The organism is Pantoea sp. SGAir0215 (assembly GCF_043543215.1).
Genome location: NZ_CP028031.1, coordinates 3,302,011 through 3,317,423 on the forward strand (window position 1 = coordinate 3,302,011; position 15,413 = coordinate 3,317,423).

Annotated in this window: 11 protein-coding genes and 1 tRNA gene; 2 read left to right on the top strand and 10 right to left on the bottom strand. The window is 56.2% G+C overall.

Annotated features, from left to right (window positions below; translation table 11 throughout):
- Positions 1-18: 18 nt before the first annotated feature.
- Both C1N64_RS15445 and C1N64_RS15450 read right to left on the bottom strand, forming a co-directional pair.
- The gene (locus C1N64_RS15445) at positions 19-1,503 is read right to left on the bottom strand and encodes a sugar ABC transporter ATP-binding protein (RefSeq protein ID WP_033740365.1); all 1,485 of its coding nucleotides are present in this window, start codon (positions 1,501-1,503) and stop codon (positions 19-21) included.
- Between the two features lie 31 nt (positions 1,504-1,534).
- Positions 1,535-2,458: a sugar ABC transporter substrate-binding protein gene (locus C1N64_RS15450; protein ID WP_033740368.1), complete on the bottom strand. Its 924-nt coding sequence runs from the start codon at positions 2,456-2,458 to the stop codon at positions 1,535-1,537.
- 503 nt (positions 2,459-2,961) lie between these two features.
- On the opposite strand from C1N64_RS15450, the gene C1N64_RS15455 reads away from it, so the two are divergent.
- Positions 2,962-3,037: transfer RNA gene (locus tag C1N64_RS15455), tRNA-Asn, on the top strand.
- Between the two features lie 290 nt (positions 3,038-3,327).
- Here C1N64_RS15455 and C1N64_RS15460 read toward each other — a convergent pair.
- Positions 3,328-4,455: a hybrid-cluster NAD(P)-dependent oxidoreductase gene (locus tag C1N64_RS15460; RefSeq protein WP_110268332.1), complete on the bottom strand. Its 1,128-nt coding sequence runs from the start codon at positions 4,453-4,455 to the stop codon at positions 3,328-3,330.
- A gap of 361 nt (positions 4,456-4,816) precedes the next feature.
- Between C1N64_RS15460 and C1N64_RS15465 the strand changes: the two genes are divergently transcribed.
- Positions 4,817-6,082, top strand: a complete 1,266-nt coding sequence (locus C1N64_RS15465) for an aromatic ring-hydroxylating oxygenase subunit alpha (protein ID WP_394514935.1) — start codon at positions 4,817-4,819, stop codon at positions 6,080-6,082.
- Between the two features lie 48 nt (positions 6,083-6,130).
- Here C1N64_RS15465 and C1N64_RS15470 read toward each other — a convergent pair whose 3' ends face one another.
- From C1N64_RS15470 to C1N64_RS15500, 7 genes are all read right to left on the bottom strand, one after another.
- Positions 6,131-6,922, bottom strand: a complete 792-nt coding sequence (locus C1N64_RS15470; protein ID WP_039338057.1) for an electron transfer flavoprotein subunit beta — start codon at positions 6,920-6,922, stop codon at positions 6,131-6,133.
- A complete protein-coding gene (locus C1N64_RS15475; RefSeq protein WP_394514936.1) occupies positions 6,912-8,150 on the bottom strand; it encodes an electron transfer flavoprotein subunit alpha in 1,239 nt (412 codons plus the stop codon). Before C1N64_RS15475 ends, C1N64_RS15470 begins: the two co-directional genes overlap by 11 nt.
- Positions 8,150-10,108, bottom strand: a complete 1,959-nt coding sequence (locus C1N64_RS15480; RefSeq protein WP_394514937.1) for a (Fe-S)-binding protein — start codon at positions 10,106-10,108, stop codon at positions 8,150-8,152. The genes C1N64_RS15475 and C1N64_RS15480 overlap by 1 nt, the downstream gene beginning before the upstream one ends.
- Positions 10,109-10,173: 65 nt before the next feature.
- The gene (gene dgcA, locus C1N64_RS15485) at positions 10,174-12,237 is read right to left on the bottom strand and encodes a dimethylglycine demethylation protein DgcA (protein WP_054687575.1); all 2,064 of its coding nucleotides are present in this window, start codon (positions 12,235-12,237) and stop codon (positions 10,174-10,176) included.
- Positions 12,238-12,330: 93 nt separating this feature from the next.
- Positions 12,331-12,858, bottom strand: a complete 528-nt coding sequence (locus C1N64_RS15490; RefSeq protein WP_033740376.1) for a DUF5943 domain-containing protein — start codon at positions 12,856-12,858, stop codon at positions 12,331-12,333.
- 38 nt (positions 12,859-12,896) lie between these two features.
- Entirely contained in the window at positions 12,897-13,874 is a 978-nt protein-coding gene (locus C1N64_RS15495) for a dipeptidase (RefSeq protein ID WP_033740378.1), read from the bottom strand.
- Positions 13,875-14,083: 209 nt separating this feature from the next.
- Complete coding sequence (locus tag C1N64_RS15500) at positions 14,084-15,232, bottom strand: choline metabolism transcriptional regulator GbdR (protein WP_033740379.1); 1,149 nt, start codon at positions 15,230-15,232, stop codon at positions 14,084-14,086.
- Positions 15,233-15,413 lie beyond the last annotated feature (181 nt).

Here is a 15,413-nt window from a genome sequence, read left to right on the forward strand (position 1 = left end):
TCATCGTGGTTTCGCGCCTCATTCGGATGCTAACGACAAAATAGTTTCCTGATCGGCCTCGTCTTTATCGAGGATGCCGGTAATGCGCCCACCATGCATCACCATGATACGGTCACTCATGCCCAGAATTTCCGGCAGCTCTGACGACACCATAATGATGGCAACTCCACGGTTGGCCAGTTCACTGATCAAACGGTAAATCTCTGCTTTCGCCCCGACGTCAATTCCACGGGTCGGCTCATCAAGAATCAGGATTTTGGGTTGAGCCAGCAGCCAGCGGGCAATCAACACTTTCTGCTGATTCCCTCCGCTCAGGTTATTAATGATTTGGTCCATGGTGGGGGTTTTGATATTCAGACGGCGGATCTGATCCATGCAGTCCTGAGCCATTTTCACATGACTGACAAAACCGCCTTTACCGCTGTATTCAGGCATGTTGACGATGCTCATGTTCTCTAACACCGACAACACCAAAAACAACCCGGACTTCTTGCGATCTTCTGTCAGAAACGCCATTCCTTTTTCGATGGCGACCGACGGCGAATCAATAGCGACAGGCACACCATCAATCAGGATTTCGCCGCTGTCGAAAGGCACCATGCCAAACAGGCTTTCCATCACTTCACTGCGTCCGGCACCAACCAGACCCGCCACACCGAGAATTTCCCCACGGCGCACGCCAAAGCTGACGTCGGAAAAGCGGTCCTGACAACTCAGATGACGAACGGTGAGCACCTCTTCCCCAATCGCATTATTGAATTTCGGGAACAGCTGCGTCAGCTCACGTCCGACCATTTTGGTAATCAGCGACTGACGCGTGAATGCGCTGGTACTGTCGCTACCCACCCAGCTGCCATCGCGGAACACGCTGATTTCATCCGTAATGGCGAAGATCTCATCCATTTTGTGACTGATATAAACGATGGCTTTGCCCTGCTCGCGCAGATCACGAATGATGGTAAACAGATGGGCGACCTCGGTTTCCGTCAGGGCGGAGGTAGGCTCGTCCATGATCACAATGTCCGAGTTCCAGGACACCGCTTTGGCGATCTCCACCATCTGCTGTGACGCAATACTGAGTTCGCCCACCAGCCGATCGGCTTTCAGTCTGATGTTCAGGCGGCTTAACAACTGCTGGGTTTCTTCATTCAGTCGGGCGTGATCGACAAAACCAAACTTCACCGGCTCCCGTCCCAGCCAGATATTCTCTGCGACGGTCATATGCGGCACCAGGTTGAGTTCCTGATGAATCATGGAAATACCGGAACGTAACGCATCCATGGTGTCCCTGAACTGCACTGGCTCCCCTTTAATTTTAATGGAGCCCTGATCGGGACGGTACATCCCGATCAGGCATTTCATTAAAGTGGATTTGCCCGCGCCATTTTCACCCATCAACGCATGTACCGTTCCCGGACGCACACGTAACGACACATTATCCAGTGCCTTCACGCCCGGAAAGAACTTGCTGATGCCTTCGGCTTCAAGCGCAAACGCGGTCATACATCACCTCCGTTCCACAGGTTCAGGACGTTTATTTTTGGTTCATGCTGGTGTATTTGGTGTAGTTGTCTTTGGTGATCAGCTGGAACGGGATATCGACGATCTTTTGCACTTTCTCACCTTTGACGAGCTTAACCGCCGTTTGAACGGCACCTTCACCCTGTCCTTTTGCGTCCTGGAACACGCTGGCGACCATTTTGCCGTTCTTAATCATCTGCAGCGCATCGGGGGTACCATCGACACCGGCGACCAGAATATGTTTATCGTTTTTACCCAGCGCCTGAATGGCACCGATGGCCATTTCGTCGTTGTTTGACGCGATGGCGTTGATATCGTCTCCGGCGGTCATCCAGTTACTCACGACGTCCACCGCATCGTTACGGCTAAATTTCGCCGTTTGCTTTTGTACCACTTTAATATTCGGGTATTTCGCCACGACCGCTTCCACCCCTTTGGTGCGCTCGCGGGTGGATTCGTTCGCCAAATCACCCAGCAAAATAGCCACGTTACCTTTTCCGTTCATGGCTTTTGCCAGCGCTTCCATCTGCAGACGGCCCGCCAGTTCGGAGTCAGAACCCACAAACGCCATCTTGTCACCCAACTGCGCCTGGGGTTTGCGGTTGACGAACACCAGCGCCACACCCGCCTTAGATGCCTGATCGATAATCGGTTTCACCGCGTCGGTGTCCACCGGGTTAACAATAATGGCGTCGACGCCCTGACCAATAAAGTTTTGTACCTGCTGAAGTTGCTGCGCGACATCGCCTTTGGCATCTTCAATCTGGCCTTTTACGTCATCCTTTTTCATCTCATTTTGTATAGCGTTACGCACAATGGTCAGGAAGTTATCGTCAAACATCGCCATCGAAACCCCCACGGAAATATCTTTCGCCATCGCAGCGGCGGGCAACATGCAGGCTAACAGTGAAGCAACAATCGTTTTTTTGATGTTCATAGGGACCCTTCTTATTTGTTAACTTGCTAGCGACTGACCTGTTGAATGAAAAATATTTTTTACATTCATACCGCCTCGCTGGCGTTTTTAATGGAAAATTTGAGGTAAGACGACTACGTTGACGCTTTTCTGACACCCCCACCACTTTTCTTATCTTCATGATTTCCATAAACATGCGCTACAGGCGACGCGGACACATCTCAGAACATTCCATTTTGTCGCCGTAAACAGTTTATTTATTCCATAAATTACTTTTTTGAAATTTTTATCATAAAAGCACTGAAACAAGTGTTTTGATATCGTCAAATAACAAAAATTTGACATGCGTCTAACATCTACCCGGAAATGGGTTTAAAGTGAGATCCTGTTAGCAGTTTGAAAAGCAAGCGAATGCGTCAGATCTTCGCCAATGCGCTGCTTTTACACGCACTTGAACGCAAACCGTTAAAGAGTGCTTTGACATCCCGTACTGACGCCGCTACTATTCGCCCCGTTCCGACAATTCCTCTGTAGTTCAGTCGGTAGAACGGCGGACTGTTAATCCGTATGTCACTGGTTCGAGTCCAGTCAGAGGAGCCAGATTGAGAAAAGCCCGCTCAGGGAAACCTGAGCGGGCTTTTTGTTTGGTGCGCTTTTGTGAACGCTTGCAGGACATATGTCCCGTTCGACGGCCCTTACGCGGGAGTGAGGCGTCGATGCAGAGTGAGGACGGCCAGCAAGAAAGAGAATAAGCCCTGTCACTGACGCTGCGGCTGTCTATCCGCTGCGGTGAACGGCGCTTTACCCCTGTTCAGGCTGCGTCACCGTTGCGCAGTGCACAGCAAACGTGCTCGCGCTGAGCGTGCGCCAGACGGCGATGCGGATCGTCATTAAAATTCAACGATGATATTGTTCTTTGGAATGCTACAGCACGACAGAATGTAGCCCTCTTCCACATCCTCATCGGTGATGCCGCCGTTGTGGTTCATCTCGACGTCGCCGTCCAGGCACTTCACCTTACAGGTGCCGCAGATGCCCATGCCGCACGCTTTTGGAATATGCAGTCCCAGTTTGGCCGCGGCGGCGTGCACGGTTTCGCCGGGGGCGATTCTGACGCTCTTGTCGCTTTGGGTGAATGCCACGCTAAGCAGTTCTGAACTGCACAGCGCGTCGGCCATTTCAGCGGCCTCTTCGGCCTCCTGTTCGACCTGCTCCTGCACGACCTCTGGTGTGGCACCAAACGACTCTTCGTGATAGCGCGTCATGTCATAACCGACTTCCTGTAACAGCGTTTTAATCGCGCGCATGTACGGTGTCGGGCCACAGCAGAAAATCTCGCGGTCCTTGAAATCCGCAGCAATCATTTGCAGCATCGCCAAATTGAGGAAACCGCTGAAGCCGGACCAGCACTGGCCCGATTCGTACCGCTCACAGATGATGCTCAGTCTGAAATTGGGGATACGCGCCGTCATGTTTTCCAGATCGCGTCGGAAAATAATGTCTTCCGGCGTTCGTGCGCTGTGCACAAACACCATGTCCACATCCGCATTGGTATCAAAATACCAGCGCGCCATCGACATCATGGGCGTAATGCCCACGCCGCCAGAGAGGTACAGCACCTTGTTGCTGGGATAGTCGATGCAGTTAAACTGCCCTACCGGACCATGTACTGCCAGATTCATGCCCTCGCGCAGTGTGGCATGTAACCAGTTCGAGACCACGCCGCCCGGCACCTGTTTTACCGAAATGGAGAAGCTGTAAGGCACGGAGGGCGAACTGGAGATGGTATAGGAGCGGAAAACCGTTTCATTCTCGATCAGCAGTTCCAGCGTGACAAACTGCCCCGGTTTGAAAAAGAACATCACCGGCTGCTCTGCCATAAAGCAGAAGGTTTTCACGTCATGGGTTTCCTGTATCACCTTCACACAGCGCACCGCATGGCGGCCATTGGTCCAGGTTTGTGTTGTGACAGGCTCAAAAGCATTGGTATTCAGTACGGTGATATTTCGGTCTGACATACGTTTCATTCCCATCAGAAGTGGAGAGTTCAATTGCCTGTCTGACTGGCGACATCGCAACAGGCTTTTGAGCCGGTAAGCCTGATTTTCCGTTTAACCCTGTTTCAGCATTTAGTTATTCGCGACACGGAAATGCTTAAAAAAACCGTCCCGCTAAGAAATTTCGCGCGCACGTCTTTAACAGAGGGGATGGATGTCGCTGGCAGAACATTGGCGTGCGCGTAACCCGTGCAGCATGGACGTCACCCTTAGCCGTTACGCGTGTATCAACGTCTGGCCTGACGGAAAATTTGGGTGGTTGGCATCCTGTTACGCCTGGAAAGGCGCAAAACACTCTCCTTAACCGCGCGGGAAGATCACTATGAGCCATAACGATCTGCTGAATATCACCTGTACAAGCCTTGTCGATGCGAACGACCGTATACGCGATTTGCTCGAAAAGCGTCAGCCCAACTACTCGCTGCCGCAGGCGCTTTATAACGACCCGACTCTGTTTCGCATTGATATGGAGGCGATCTTTCAGAAAGAGTGGCTGTTTGCGGGAATGAGCAGTGAAATCCCGAAAAAAGGGGACTACTTCACCCTTGAGGTGGGTCAGAACCCGGTGCTGGTCTTGCGGGACGCGGAAGGTAACATTAACGCCTTTCATAATACCTGCCGTCATCGCGGCTCCCGACTCTGCTCAAAAGAGCGTGGCAAAGTAGCGAACCTGGTGTGTCCCTATCATCAGTGGACCTACGACCTGAAAGGCAATCTGTTATTTGCCGGCTCGGAAATGAATCGGGCATTTGATATGAAGCAGCACGGGCTGAAAAAGGCGCACTGCAAAACCGCCGGCGGCTTTATTTTTGTCTGTCTGGCTGATGCGCCGCCACAGTCTGACTTTGACGCCTTTCTGGCCACCCTGGACGAATACATGGCGCCCTATGACGTGGAAAACACCAAACTGGCGGCAGAATCGCACATGTACGAAAAAGCGAACTGGAAACTGGTGCTGGAGAATAATCGCGAGTGCTATCACTGCGCCGGAAGTCATCCTGAACTGCTGAACAGCCTGCTGGAGTGGGACGATACCAACGATCCGCGCGCGCCGCAGAGCTTCCACGATTACTACAATAAACAGGCCGCACGCTGGGACGAACAGGGGATTCCTCATCGCCACCAGAGCTTTGGCCTGCGTAACCGCATCGTGCGGATGCCGCTGAAAGAGGGCACGAAGGCGATGACCATAGATGGTCGCGAAGGCTGCACCAGACTCATGGGGCGCTTTTTGAGTCACGATCAGGGTTCCATGCGCATCCTGCACCTGCCGAACTCCTGGAACCACATGCAGAGCGATCACTTTATTGTGTTCCGCGTATTACCCCTCTCGGCGCAGGAAACGATGGTCACCACCAAATGGTTTGTGCATAAAGACGCGGTGGCGGGTGAAGATTTTGATCCCGAGAAACTGCGTGCCGTCTGGGATGCGACCAATGAGCAGGATCGCGTTCTGGGGGAAGAGAACCAGCGTGGGATTAACTCTGTCGGCTATCAACCGGGCCCTTATTCGGAAACCTATGAGTTCGGCGTGATTAACTTTATCGACTGGTACAGCGAAACCATTCTCAAAAACGTGAAAGACTGATGATATTCCTGCCTGGCGAGGATAAAGCCAGGCAGGATCAGCGTTGCCCTAGCGAATCACCCCCTCCTCCAGCAGCAGATCAAAGACCGCCTGCGCCATTTCCTCTACCGGTTTATTTTGCAGAACCTTTCCACCGTCGCTCTGTGATTTGGCGGTTGCCGCTTTAAAGCGGTCAGCAGCCGTTTTGGCTTTGATCTTTTTGAGACGCTTCGGCCGTTTGACCGCCGGGGCAATCTGCCATTCCGCTCTTGCCGCATCCCGCACCTCAACGCCCGGCTGCGCCATAATCGTCGCCCGGTTTGCCGGACCAAAGGCGACCTGACGCGGTGCGCAGGCGGCCATGTCGACGCTGGCGATAAACGGCAGCGCAATGCGTAGCAACCGGCGCTGTCCACGCGGCAGTGCCTGTAATACTTCGGCATCGGTGCCGTTCAGGCTGACGATTTCCGCCACGCCGACCACCACCGGCATCGCCAGCGCTTCCGCCAGCAGAAAAGGCAGCATACCGGACGACTCACCCCGCTCCGACCGGCCGCCGGTCAGGATCACGTCCGGCTGATCCTGACTAAGGTAATGGCTCAATACCGCCACCGCGTCGCCCTGTTCGTCCATGGCGAGCACGCGCAGCGCCTCCACGCCCATCCCGGCATAGCTGCGCAGCGCCGCATCATGCGGATCGCCCGCATGCAGGACTTCCAGGGTGTCCTGCGCCAGCGTCAGCCCAAGCTCTACCGCGCGGGCGTCCTGTTCCGCCCGACGGGCGCGTCCGGATTCCGGATGCCTGCCCACCGACACCAGCGCGGTGATACGGCAGCCGCTGTGTTGCACATTATGCTGCATGATGTAACTCCTCTTTGCGCCAGTCACGCACCCGCCGTGCCAGCGCTGCCAGAACCTCATCACTGTCGGCAATCACGCTGAGCGAGGCGCGGCTGACCATATCACAGCCGGGGTCGGTATTAATGGCAATCACCCGGTCACACTGCGCAATGCCCTGTAAATGCTGTACCGCGCCGGAGATGCCCACCGCCACATAAACCCGTGCCGTTACCCAGGTGCCGGTGGCCCCTACCTGACGGAAACGCGGCATATGACCGCTGTCCACCACGACACGGCTTGCGCCTTCGGTGGCCCCGAGAAGCGCGGCCGTGGCATGAAACTGTTCCCAGTTGCCGATGCCATTGCCTGCCGACAGAATGAATTCCGCTTCGCCCAGCGGCACCGCAGCCGGATCGACCGGTATCAGGCCGCAGTCCTCAATACGTTTTGTCCGGATACTCAATGGCCCGATGCTGACCGGCAAGACCTCATGCCGGGTGTCGTCGATCGGTTCGGCGCACTCCTCCGCCAGCAACATCACGCGCGCAAGCGGTCGGGTAATATCCGCGCTGCCGCCTGCGGCACGGCTGGTGCAGGTTTCCCCGGTTACGCGCCAGACCTGGGTTGCGGGCCGTTCGCCCGTGCGGGCGGCAAACCGGCAGCCAAGTTCGAAGCCGCCCGCGACGCTGTCCGGGAACAGCCAGAAACGCGGTGCCAACTCTTTTTCAACCGCCATCAGTGCATGAATGCGCTGCTCCGGGCGGTAGCCGGTATAGTGCTCGCCGCTGAGATGCAGCAGGCGATCCACACCGGCCGTCGCAAAGTCCCCTTCACGATGCTCGCCAAACACCACGGCCATCACCACGCCAGCGCCACCAGCATGCTGGATCAGCTGATGAGCCTGGCCCAGAATATCGCGATCGTGGCGGGTAAGGCGTCCGCCGGACATGTCGAGCACCACGGCCACGCAGTAATCGGGCTGCTCCACACGATACAGTGGTCGTTCGACCGGATGATCAGCCCCGGCCAGACGCCGGCTGGCGAGCTGCACGCAGGCATTACCGTTCTCGCGGTCAATGCGCCTGAGGCCAGTCGGGCCGGTAAAGCCTACGCCGTGTGGGTTTTTACGCAGCAACCCTGACGGGCCGCGGCTCTCCGGCGGCGGCTGACACCGCTCCGCATGCTCGGGATGCAGGCGGTTGCGGCTGATCCACTCAAGGCGCGGATCGCGACGTATGATCGTTTCCATCAGATAACCTCCACAGCAATTTGGCGGTCGCGGATTTTCGCGGGCAGCGGTTTTTTGGGTTCGCTCAGCGCCTCAGCCACCAGTTCGGCGATGTCTTTTACCGCCGGACGTGGCCCGACAACGCCTTCCAGCATCGCGGTACACTGCTGGCAACCGACAGCGATCAGTTCCGCCCCGGTCTCTCTGGCATCCTCCATGCGCATATCGGCGATACGGCGTTCACCAGGAATATCCGTCACCGGCGCACCGCCCCCGCCACCGCAGCAGCGGGAACGAAAGCCGGATCGGGTCATTTCAGACAGCGTGATCCCCAGCTCCGCCAGCACTTCGCGCGGAGCGGCGTATTCACCGTTATAGCGGCCGAGATAACAGGGATCGTGCCAGGTCACCTTGCCGCCCTTGTAATCCTTCAGGTCCAGGAGCTGCGCCTTAACCAGTTCGTTGATGAATGTCGTGTGGTGCAGCACCTCGTAGTCGGGCTGCGTGCCAGCCGGATAGTGTTCAGGATATTCATTCTTCAGACAGTGAAAGGCATGCGGATCGGTGGTGACGATGCGGTTAAAACGATACTGTTGCAGCGTCGCAATGTTGCTTTTCGCCAGGCGCTGGAATGTGGCGTCATCGCCCAGCCGCCGCGCCACGTCGCCGCTATCCCGTTCTTCATCGCCCAGCACCGCAAAACGCACATTGGCGGCCTTAAGAATATTGACGAAGGCGCGCAGGATACGCTGACTGCGCATATCAAACGCGCCGTCCGATACCCAGAACAGCACGTCGGTCTGTTTCACGTCGCGCATCAGCGGCAGGTTCTGGTCAGCCGCCCAGTGCGTACGGCTGCGCGGATTAAAGCCGTTCGGGTTGTCAGTGAGACTGAGGTTTTCCAGCACTGCCGCGCCCTTGCCTGGTGTTTGCCCCTTTTCCAGCGTCATAAAACGGCGCATATCGACAATGGCATCAACGTGCTCGATCATCATCGGGCACTCCTCAACGCAGGCGCGGCAGGTCGTACAGGACCACAACGTCTCTTCTTTAATCAGCCCCCCGACGATCGGTTGATGCGGCTGGCCGCAGGCCTCACCGACGGGTACACCGGGATAAGGGCTGCCCGCAAAACGGGCATCGTTGCCGCCTGCCATACCGATCACCATGTCCTGAATCAGCTTTTTTGGGTTTAGCGGCTGACCCGCCGCAAATGCCGGGCACATTGCTTCGCACTTACCGCACTGGACGCAGGCGTCAAATCCGAGCAGTTGATTCCATCTAAAATCCGCCGGTTTTTCGACGCCCAGCGTTGGCGCATTGAGATCGACGCTTTTGAGTCCGGTTGAACGTCCGCCGCCAAAGCGTTCCGGGCGGCGATGAAAAGCCAGATGCAGTGCGCCCGCAAAGGCATGTTTCATCGGTCCGCCCCAGGCCATGCCAAACACCATCTCACCCAGTCCCCAGATGATGCCCGCCAGCAGAAGCAGCGCCAGCGCCCAGCGTCCGGCCTCGCCAAACCGATCCGAGATCGGCAATGTGGTGATAAAGAAGGTGAACGCAAACACCAGCAGACTTTTCGGCAGCCGCATCCAGGGGCCACGCGAAAGCCGGGCGGGCGGATTGCGGCGGCGATACCAGACAAACAGCGCGCCTGTAAACATGACGATCAGCGCGGCCGCCAGTACGCCATTGACCAGTACGTTGCTGATGCGAAAGAGGTGAACCGCCAGAATCAGTAAAATTGACAGGACAAAGCCACCTGCGGTCGCCACATGGGTGCGCGACATGTATTTATCGCGTGCCACGACATGATGCAGATCGACCAGATAGCGCCGTGGCATGGCCAGCAAACCGCTCAGCAGGGCCACCTTTTCAGGTTGCCCGCGCCGCCAGAGCAGCATGCGCCTGACCATACCGATGAGGGCGAGTATCACTGCGCCAAGCAGTAACCAGGGAAGTAACCGATCGAGTACCATGATGTGCCCTTACCAGACAATTTCTGCGATGTGCAGCGCGCGGGCTGCACGTCAACGACGGCGAATTACAGGTCCTTACACAGACGCAGTGCATCGTAAATCGCGGCGTGGGCATTGCGTTGCGACACGCAGTCGCCCAGGCGCCAGAGGATCATGCCACTGCCCGGCTGCGACAACACCGGCTGCGGTTTGATGTCAAACAGCGCCTCTACATCAATCTGCCCGTTGTTGCGCGATTCGGCTTTCAGCGCGTAGTACAGCGCCTCATCAGGACGCGTGCCGTTCTCGACCACGATCTGATCGACCACCCGCTCCTCTTTCTGGCCGGTATACTCATTTTCCAGCACCGCCACCAGCTTCTCGCCTTCGCGATACACTTTCTCCAGCGCCAGATCAGCGGTCATCACGACCGCTTTTTCATACAGGCTGCGATAGTAGGTTGGGAACGTCGTGCCGCCGATGCCAATGCCGGGTTTGATGTCGCCAGTGACAAGTTCGACTAACGCGCCGCGTGCCGCCAGGAAGTCGGCGGCGGACATGCCAGAGAATTCACAGATGGCGTCGTACACCAGTACGTTTTTGCCCGGCTCCACCACGCCGTTGAGAATGTCCCAGCTGGAGACCACCCTTCCGTCGGCTGCGCCCCATTCCGGATTTTGTTCAAGGAAAGGTTGTCCACCCGTAGCGAGGATGCAGACATCCGGATTCAGGTCCCGGATCATCGCCGTATCCGCTGTCGTATCAGTCATAACGTTAACGTTAAGGCGCGCCAGCTCCATCGCTAACCAGCGCGTAATCCCCGCCATCTGGTCGCGCTGCGGCGCTTTGGCGGCAATGGTGATCTGCCCGCCCAGTTCACTGGCGCGCTCGATCAGTGTCACCTTATGACCGCGCTCGGCTGCCACGCGTGCGGCTTCCAGTCCGCCAGGCCCGCCGCCGATGACCACGACGTTGCGCACAGGGCCGTCGGTTTTGGTAATGATATGCGGCAGCCCCATGTACTCGCGCGAGGTGGCCGCGTTCTGAATACACAGCACATCCAGCCCCATATACTGACGGTCGATACAGTAGTTCGCCCCGACGCACTGACGAATCTGGTCTACCTGATTCATTTTGATTTTGGCGATAAGGTGCGGATCGGCGATGTGGGCGCGCGTCATGCCGACAAAGTCCACATAGCCCGCGGCGAGAATGCGCTGTGCCTGATTGGGATCTTTAATATTCTGCGCATGGATCACCGGCACCGAGACCACTTCTTTAATGCCTGCCGCCAGGTGCAGGAACGGCTCGGGCGGATAGCTCATGTTGGGGATCACGTTAGCCAGCGTGTTATGGGTGTCACAGCCGGAACCGACCACACCGAAATAATCGACCAGGCCGGTTTTATCGTAGTACGCGGCAATCTGGCGCATGTCCTCATGGCTGAGGCCGTCCGGATGGAACTCATCGCCGGTGATGCGCATGCCCACCACAAAGTCCGGCCCCACCGCGTCACGCACGGCAGTCAGGACTTCAAGGCCAAAACGCATCCGTTTTTCAAAGCTGCCACCCCATTCATCCGTGCGCTTATTGACGCGCGGCGACCAGAACTGGTCGATCATATGCTGATGCACGGCCGATAACTCGACACCATCCAGGCCGCCCGCTTTCGCCCGCACCGCCGCTTTGGCGAAATCGCCAATGATGCGCCAGATCTCCTCTTCCTCGATCGTTTTACAGGTGGCGCGGTGCACCGGTTCACGAATACCGGACGGCGACATCAGATTCGGCCAGTTTTCCCCATCCCAGCGTGAACGGCGACCCATATGGCTAATCTGAATCATGATTTTGCCGCCGTGCTGATGCACGGCATCGGCCAGATTCTGAAAGTGCGGAATGATACGATCAGTGCTCAGGTTGACCGAGCTCCACCAGCTCTGCGGACTGTCGATGGACACGACGCTTGAGCCGCCGCAGATACAGAGGCCACATCCTCCCTTCGCTTTCTCTTCATAGTATTTCACGTAGCGATCGGTGGTCATTCCGCCATCCGTGGCGTACACCTCGGCATGGGCCGTGCTGACAATGCGGTTGCGGATAGTCAGTTTATTTATCTTCAATGGCTCAAACAGCAGATCAAACTGTGACATAGCTTCACCTTCACGTAATTCTGATAGCCCGCCGCCAGCCAGCGGTTCCTTCAGGTCATGCGTCTTACGCAGCAGGCTGCGGCGCGTGCGTGTTTAGCGCGGCGAAACGGTGAAGATGCCGTAATCACAGCCCTCTTCCGCCGCACTCTGCGTCTGCACCGCCTGCGTTCTTACGCTGTAGCCCAGGCTTTCGGCGATCTGGTCCATGGCACCGGCAAACCAGCCGGTAAACATGTAGTCCACCTTACGGTTCACTTTGCCGTACTGATACACAAACGCGGAGTGATCGAGCCGGATGCGCGCGGTCCCCTGCTTCAGGTCCAGCGACTCGGTGGTAAAAAAGCCCCAGCCGCGCTGAGAAAGGCGTTTCATGTAGTGTTCAAACACCGCCTCACCCGAAAAACCGTGCAGTTCGGCCTCTTTCTGACACCAGTGCCAGGCAGATTTATAGCCCGCTTTGTAGAGGATCGCGGCATAGCGTTCTGCACCGATTTCCTCTTCGATGCCCATATGGTTATTCACAAAAAAGTGGCGCGGTACGTACAACATCGGTAACGCATCGGTGGTCCAGACGCCGGTTTCATCATCGACGCTGATAGGCATTTCAGGCGCATGTGCCATGGTTTAACCTCACGTGTTCACAGGAATGGGTAACGGATTTACTCGTTCCAGACATTGGCCAGCAGATTGAGCCAGTTTTCGCCCATAAATTTACGCACCTGCTTTTCGGTGAAGCCGTGACGTAACAAGGCGGCGGTTAAATTCGGGAATTCGCCCAAAGTACGAATGCCCTCCGGGTTGATGATCTTGCCGAAGTCTGTTAACTGGCGGGCGTAGCCTTTATCGTGAGTCAGCCATTCGAAAAATGCCTGGCCATGTCCCTGGGTGAAATCGGTGCCAATGCCGATTTGGTCTTCCCCGACCCGGTTAAAGATGTAGTCGATGGCTTCGACATAATCCTCGATGGTGGAGTGGATACCGTTCTTTAAAAACGGGGTAAACATGGTGACGCCAACAAAGCCGCCGTGATCGGCAATAAACTTCAACTCTTCATCCGATTTATTGCGTGGGTGATCTTTCAGACCTGATGGCAGGCAGTGTGAGTAGCACACCGGTTTTTTCGAGGCGAGGATCACCTCTTTCGAAGTTTGCGCGCCGACGTGCGACAGGTCGCACAGCATGCCGACGCGGTTCATTTCCGCCACGACTTCATGGCCGTAGCCCGAGAGGCCGCCGTCACGCTCATAGCAGCCGGTACCGACCAGGTTCTGCGTGTTATAGGCCATCTGCACCACACCGACACCCAGTTCTTTAAACACCTGGATATAGCCAAGCTGGTCTTCAAACGCATGGGCATTCTGGAAGCCCAGCAGAATCCCGGTTTTGCCTTCGTCCTTAGCGCGGCGGATATCGCGCGTCGTGGTGACTTTGGTGACCAGATCGGCGTTTTGCGCAATCAGGTGATTCATCTCGACAATGTTATTCACCGTGCTCTGGAAGCCCTCCCACACGGATACCGTGCAGTTGGCCGCGGTGAGTCCGCCGCGGCGCATATCTTCAAACAGCGCTCTGTCCCACTTCGCAATGACCAACCCATCAATGACAATCGCAGAATCATGCAATTCAGTCGCGTTCATATCTTCCTCTCTGGTTTACGTCATAACCGGATGCGGCCTGATGAAAACAGAATAGGGTTTACGCGCGGGCAGAATTGTTCTGAAAACGTCACTTGCCTGACCGCTGGCGCAGATCAGGGCACAGAAAAACGGCAATACGTTGCGGGACCCGAAGCAAAAAACAGCCCCGAAAGGCTGTTTTTTGCTGACGCAGTGGGGTAAGACAGGCGTCAGAGATTGCCCGGCAGCGTGACGGAGCCAAAGGTGGGTTCAAACCGCGCTTCGTTCAGAATACGCAGGGAGGTGGAGACGGTGCTTTCCTGCTGCCAGTTAGTCAGGCCGGGCAGGTCGGCCATGAAAAACTGCGTCAGCGTTTTGCCGCTGCCCTGGCTGTGAACGCCGCGCCGCTCTTCACGCGGCGGCACGCCAAGGTGTTCGCGATAGCATTTACTGAAGTGCGGCGTGGAAACAAAACCGCAGGCCAGCGCAATTTCAATAATCGACATGGAGGTTTGTTTTAATAACTGACGGGCGCGGAACAGACGCAGCTTTAAGTAGTAACGTGAGGGCGAACAGTGCAGATATTTCTGGAACAGCCGTTCCAGCTGTCGCCGGGACAGGCCCACGTATCCGGCCAGTTCATCCAGATCGATGGCCTCTTCGATATTGGCCTCCATCAGGGAAACGGCTTCGACCAGGCTGGGCTGGGCGGTGCCGAGTACATGGCGCAGGGGAATACGCTGGTAATCGGACTCGTTGCGGACCCGGTCGCAGATAAACATCTCTGAAATGGCGGCGGTGAGCTGATGGCCAAAATGCCGTTGAATCATCGTCAGCATCATATCCATCGGTACAGTACCGCCACTGCTGGTCATGCGATCCTGCTCAATCACAAACAGCTGATTGGTGCAGATCACGCGGGGATAGGCTTCCTGCATGGAGGCTATGCATTCCCAGTGGGCGCTGCAGTGATAGCCATCCAGCAGCCCCGCTTCCGCCAGCAGGTACGGGCCGGTACAGATGCCACCAATCAGGATCTTACGGCGCGCCAGACTTTGCAGCCAGCCAATCTGTCGACTGGAATAGCTGCGGGTAATGTTGACACCGCCGACCACAATCAGGACATCCAGTGCCGGCACGTTCGCCATCGAATGGTCGGGTGTAATGGCAATCCCGTCACTGGCGACAACGGGCGCGCCCTCTTCACTGACGGTATACCAGCTGTACAGCTCCTTGCCGCTCAGCTGGTTCGCCATGCGTAAGGGTTCAACGGCGGTTGCCAGCGCGATCATGGTGAAATTATTCACCAGCAGAAAGCCTACGCTGCGCGTTTTATTTTCAGTAGAGGAACGTTTATGAATTGCGTCTGTATCGAACATGTGCGCTGACCTCTATTAGGCTTAACAGGAACATCACCCAGGGGTATTTCACCCAACTGCTTTCCAACACCTATAGAGTAAGCAACAGCCATGCCATTCGTCACCAGGTCGCACGACGCAAAAATGACACACAGTTAACATAAGCGAAACAAATGTTTGTTCAGCTTCACAGATTTGATCA

Coding starts and splice junctions, on each gene's coding strand:
- C1N64_RS15460 (WP_110268332.1), bottom strand. CDS start 4,455: ATGTCAGACCGAAATATCACCGTACTGAATACCAATGCTTTTGAGCCT.
- C1N64_RS15445 (WP_033740365.1), bottom strand. CDS start 1,503: ATGACCGCGTTTGCGCTTGAAGCCGAAGGCATCAGCAAGTTCTTTCCG.
- C1N64_RS15500 (WP_033740379.1), bottom strand. CDS start 15,232: ATGTTCGATACAGACGCAATTCATAAACGTTCCTCTACTGAAAATAAA.
- C1N64_RS15470 (WP_039338057.1), bottom strand. CDS start 6,922: ATGCAGCATAATGTGCAACACAGCGGCTGCCGTATCACCGCGCTGGTG.
- C1N64_RS15480 (WP_394514937.1), bottom strand. CDS start 10,108: ATGGTACTCGATCGGTTACTTCCCTGGTTACTGCTTGGCGCAGTGATA.
- C1N64_RS15475 (WP_394514936.1), bottom strand. CDS start 8,150: ATGGAAACGATCATACGTCGCGATCCGCGCCTTGAGTGGATCAGCCGC.
- C1N64_RS15450 (WP_033740368.1), bottom strand. CDS start 2,458: ATGAACATCAAAAAAACGATTGTTGCTTCACTGTTAGCCTGCATGTTG.
- C1N64_RS15465 (WP_394514935.1), top strand. CDS start 4,817: ATGAGCCATAACGATCTGCTGAATATCACCTGTACAAGCCTTGTCGAT.
- C1N64_RS15495 (WP_033740378.1), bottom strand. CDS start 13,874: ATGAACGCGACTGAATTGCATGATTCTGCGATTGTCATTGATGGGTTG.
- dgcA (WP_054687575.1), bottom strand. CDS start 12,237: ATGTCACAGTTTGATCTGCTGTTTGAGCCATTGAAGATAAATAAACTG.
- C1N64_RS15490 (WP_033740376.1), bottom strand. CDS start 12,858: ATGGCACATGCGCCTGAAATGCCTATCAGCGTCGATGATGAAACCGGC.